Origin of the sequence: Limosilactobacillus vaginalis DSM 5837 = ATCC 49540 (assembly GCF_000159435.1) — a bacterium.
Lineage (GTDB): Bacteria > Bacillota > Bacilli > Lactobacillales > Lactobacillaceae > Limosilactobacillus > Limosilactobacillus vaginalis.
Genome location: NZ_GG693413.1, coordinates 310,509 through 314,909, shown reverse-complemented (window position 1 = coordinate 314,909; position 4,401 = coordinate 310,509). Strand labels below are relative to the sequence as shown.

General features: G+C 37.9%; 4 protein-coding genes. 2 read left to right on the top strand and 2 right to left on the bottom strand.

Annotated features, from left to right (window positions below):
* Positions 1-81 precede the first annotated feature (81 nt).
* Positions 82-1,023: a 3-hydroxyacyl-CoA dehydrogenase family protein gene (locus HMPREF0549_RS04675; RefSeq protein ID WP_152378562.1), complete on the top strand. Its 942-nt coding sequence runs from the start codon at positions 82-84 to the stop codon at positions 1,021-1,023.
* A gap of 272 nt (positions 1,024-1,295) precedes the next feature.
* Positions 1,296-1,889, top strand: a complete 594-nt coding sequence (locus HMPREF0549_RS04670; RefSeq protein WP_003717112.1) for a tyrosine-type recombinase/integrase — start codon at positions 1,296-1,298, stop codon at positions 1,887-1,889.
* Positions 1,890-2,108: 219 nt separating this feature from the next.
* On the opposite strand, the gene HMPREF0549_RS04665 is transcribed toward HMPREF0549_RS04670, so the two are convergent.
* Entirely contained in the window at positions 2,109-3,281 is a 1,173-nt protein-coding gene (locus tag HMPREF0549_RS04665) for a mandelate racemase/muconate lactonizing enzyme family protein (protein ID WP_003717111.1), read from the bottom strand.
* On the bottom strand, positions 3,262-4,308 hold the full coding sequence (lplA, locus tag HMPREF0549_RS04660; protein WP_003717110.1) for a lipoate--protein ligase: 1,047 nt from the start codon (positions 4,306-4,308) through the stop codon (positions 3,262-3,264). Before lplA ends, HMPREF0549_RS04665 begins: the two co-directional genes overlap by 20 nt.
* Positions 4,309-4,401: the final 93 nt, after the last annotated feature.

Here is a 4,401-nt window from a genome sequence, read left to right as displayed (position 1 = left end):
TCAAGGATATGGTGAATATCAATCACTTTTTAAATGAAATCTATTATAATTTAAATAGTAACATTAAGGAGTGTGATGACGATGGAATTAACCGGGATTAAAGAGATTGCAAATATTGGTGCTGGGACAATGGGTCACGCAATTGCTCTTCAATTTGCAATGAACGGTTATAATGTCAAAGTTTATGATCGTGAACAAACGGGACTTCAGCGTGGCAAAGAGCTAATTAGTCATGATTTGAAAACATTTGTTGACGCTGGAATGGTTACAGAAAAGCCGGAAAAAATTTTAAGCCGATTAACTTATACAACTAATCTTACTGATGCTTGTCAGAATGCGGATTTTGTAATTGAATCAATTGTCGAGAACGAGGAGATTAAGAAGTCGGTTTGGACGGAAATTGAGAAGATCGTTAAAGAGTCAGCAATTTTGGCAACTAACACTTCGGGATTAAGTCCAACTGCCTTACAAAGTGTCCTTCAGCATCCAGAACGGTTTGTCGTTGCTCACTTTTGGAATCCTGCCCAATTGATGCCGTTAGTTGAAGTTGTTCCTGGTAAGAACACTAGTCAAGAAACGGTTAATGTGACGGTCGAACTCATGAATAAGATTGGTAAACACGCAGTACCACTTAAGAAAGAAGCACTTGGCTTTGTCGGTAACCGAATTCAGTTAGCGGTCTTACGTGAGGCCTTCCATATTATTGACCAAGGAATTGCTAGTTCAGAGGCAGTTGATGACATTGTTAAATATAGTTTGGGACGCCGCTGGAATTTAGTTGGTCCAGTTGCCAGTGCTGATCTCGGCGGGTTAGATGTTTTTAAGAATATTAGTTCATACTTATATGCAGACTTAGCTAACGAAACCGGAACGGATCCAGCACTTGCTAAAAAAGTCTCTCAAAATGAATTAGGATTAAAGACAGGGAAAGGATTCTTTGATTGGCAAGGGGATGCCAGCAAGAAAATTGTTGAGCAACGTGACCAAGCTCTCCTTAACCAGCTTAAAGATGATCAAAAATAATTGCTGAAATAAAATTAGCTCTCAGAGGAAATTAAATGGACAACTACATGTCTAACTGATTTTCATTGCGTCTGAGAGCTAATTTTAGTTTTAAATGGAATTATAGACAAAGAGCGATTCTAAAGGCATAAATTTCTGAGGTGGAAGTGTTATTTGTATATAATAACACTTCATAAATACTGATATAATAGGATTGTGTTTTAAAGAAAATAGGAGATGTGTTATTATTATGAATAACGGAATAATAACATTACTAATGTTAGGTGGAGAAAATGAAACAATTAGTACTACCAATTAAGGATTCGAATATTCTTGCTGATGTTCAAGACACACTCCTTCACAATTTTAAGGCTGGTCGACGGAACTACACCATTTTTCAAGTTGGTAAGGCGACCTTGCTACGGGTTAGCGACGTTTTACGTTTAAAACAATCAGATGTCTTTGAAGAAAATGGTCTGTTGCGAGAACACGCCTTTATTAAGGATAAGAAAACCGGTAAACAGAATACGCTATATTTACGACCGGTGAATAACGATTTACTAATGTATCAGCAATGGTTAAAAAAGATGCACCTTGAAGGGACAACCGAATGGCTCTTTCCATCAACTACAAGACCAACGAAGCACATTGATGAGCGACAATTCTATAACATAATGCATGAAGTCGGCGAATTATTAGATATTAATTATTTAGGGACACATACAATGCGCAAAACCGGTGCTTATCGGGTTTACGTTCAAAGTAATTACAATATTGGCTTAGTGATGAGCCTACTTAATCATTCTAGTGAAGCAATGACGTTAAAATACTTAGGACTGGACCAAACCAGTCGAGAACAGATGCTAAATAAGATTGATTTTGGCTAGTTTACATAATATTAATTAGTTATCAAAAGAGGATGAGAAAAGACGTTTAGCTTTTTCTCATCCTCTATCCATATTTAGCGATCTCCGAACTTATAGAGTCTAATCGCGGGAATTAACTGAGGGACTCGAGCCTAACTACGAACGATTCTGATGAGTTCATCATCATTCATCGTTCTAGGTTAGTCAACCGTCCCTCCAAGAAAGTTAATTCCCAGCTTCTTACTTAACAATGATTACTTCCGAATTATGTCTTGCCTTATCGCTTAGTTCTACACCAAGCCCGGCATTCGTTGAAACTTCGTAGACACCATTTTTAGCTATTAACGGTTTGGTTAATGTTTCTCGGTACGCTTGCTTTAGTGTGATTTCATGATTTTCGTGGATGAGAAAATTGGGCATTGCTGCTTCAAACTGGAGTGCCGCAGCTGTCGCGATTGGACTACCGCAAACATGAAGCTGAAGATTAATATCATTAACGAGAGCAAGGCTATTGATTTGACGAGCCATGCTAAAGCCACCGCAAGTTCCTAAATCAGGTTGAACAATTCCAATATTGCGTTGACGAATGTATGGAGCAAATGACTTAGCTATTGTAAGGTGTTCACCGACAGCCAACGGTATTGAAGTTTGATCAGCAATAGTATCGTAGTCATGGGGATCGATTGTTGGTACCGGTTCTTCAAAGTAATAAATTTTTAGCGGTAAGAGTCTATGTGCCAGTTGAATTGCAGATTCAACCCTTAAATTGGCATGGCAATCAAGAATTAATTGTTTATTTGGACCTAATGCCTGACGAACAGCAGCAGTTCGCTCATATGCTCGGTTTAATTGTTCTTGAGTTAGTAATCCACGTGATGAAAGGGTGGTATTATCCGTTTCTTGGTCTATGGGATCAAGCTTAATTGTCTGGTAACCATCATCAACCGCTCGCTTTGCAATCCGATAAAAGTCATGGGGAGTTTTAACATAGCGCGAAAAAGGTCCCCAGCCGTATTCAATATGACTAGCATAAGAGTGAATATGTGAAGTGATCTTTCCGCCAAGGAGTTGGTAAATTGGCATGTTAGCTGTTTTCCCTTTAATGTCCCATAGAGCAATATCAATTGCGCTGATGGCCGAATAAAAAAGGGTTCCACCGCCTTTAGCCCAAAAGGTATGTTCATAAAAGTCTTGCCAAATTTGATTGATTAATAAGGGGTTCTTCCCAATAATTCTTTGGCCTAGTTCCTGAATAAGGTGAGCAACTGCGCTAACTCCTGCACTATACGCAACACCTGCTTCACCATAGCCAACTATTTTCTGGTCCGTTTCAATTTCAATCACTAATGGATGCCAGATCGGTGATAGTTGTCCCCAATTTAACTGAAGAATCTTAATTTGTTGTATTTTCATTTGCTGCCTCGTTAATTATTTCAGTTGCTAATTGTGATGCCGTCCCGGATTTGATACTACCATCAAGATTATATTTAATAAGAATTTGTTTGATTTCGTCTTGAACTATGGGACAGCCATCAAGTTCTTCTTGTAATTGTTCAGCAACTTTTTGACTAATAACCATAAGATCACCATAAATTTTAACATCAGCAAGTTGGTGTTCTTTTACGTTAAAGGCAATCCCGATACTACCAATTCCGTGAAAGTACGAGTCAACATAATAATGGGCTAAATTGCTGCCATAAATCCATTCTTTAGTCCCGAACTTACGATGGCCAAGTTCGATAATATCAGCCCATTCTTGTTCTGAAAGCCTTGTTGCTTTGAAGTCTTTGTTTTCCTCTTTTACATGTTTTAAAATCAAATCACGAAGGTCATTGGTCGTAAAAGATGGGATATTAATGTAATCCTTAAGGTTGGTAACGCGACTTCTAACTGATTCGATTCCTTTATCTTCAAGCTTAGATTTTGACGGTGTTAGTACTCGATTTGCTTCTTCTAAGTTAACGTTTAGCATTAGTGTACCGCCATACAAAACCCGGTCTTTAATTTGAGAGAATGACATTCCAGAAAATTTCTTCCCATCAACTGTTAAATCATTTCGTCCAGTTTGTTCCGCATTAATACCAAGTTCTTTTAATGCGAGTAAAATAGGCGAAATGTATGAATTGAATTTTGGTGTTTTCACTTTTGGTGCTGTGTCTATGTAAACATAGGTTAAATCGCCCGGATCAATAAAAACAGCGCCACCACCGGAATTTCGACGAACTAAGCCAATCTGCTTTTCTCTTAAATACGAGAAATTAACTTCATGATAAACATCTTGGTAGTGGCCGATTATTATGGTCGGCACCTCAGGATGATAAAAATAAAGTAATTCTTTTCCTTTGTATTGAGGAGCAGTTTGCAAGTATTCAGCCAGTGCTTCTGGAACAACCGGATCTTGGAAACGCTGTCGATCATGACTCATATCTATATAAAGCATTAATAATCATCTCCATAAATAAATTATATGCCTGAAAAGATAAGTGAAGTCATTAATCTTTTGTTATTGTTAATTAGATGGATGGGAAAGAAG

Bases quoted from the DNA above. Each gene is read 5' to 3' on its own strand.
- HMPREF0549_RS04675 (WP_152378562.1), top strand. From the start codon at position 82: ATGGAATTAACCGGGATTAAAGAGATTGCAAATATTGGTGCTGGGACA.
- HMPREF0549_RS04670 (WP_003717112.1), top strand. From the start codon at position 1,296: ATGAAACAATTAGTACTACCAATTAAGGATTCGAATATTCTTGCTGAT.
- HMPREF0549_RS04665 (WP_003717111.1), bottom strand. From the start codon at position 3,281: ATGAAAATACAACAAATTAAGATTCTTCAGTTAAATTGGGGACAACTA.
- lplA (WP_003717110.1), bottom strand. From the start codon at position 4,308: ATGCTTTATATAGATATGAGTCATGATCGACAGCGTTTCCAAGATCCG.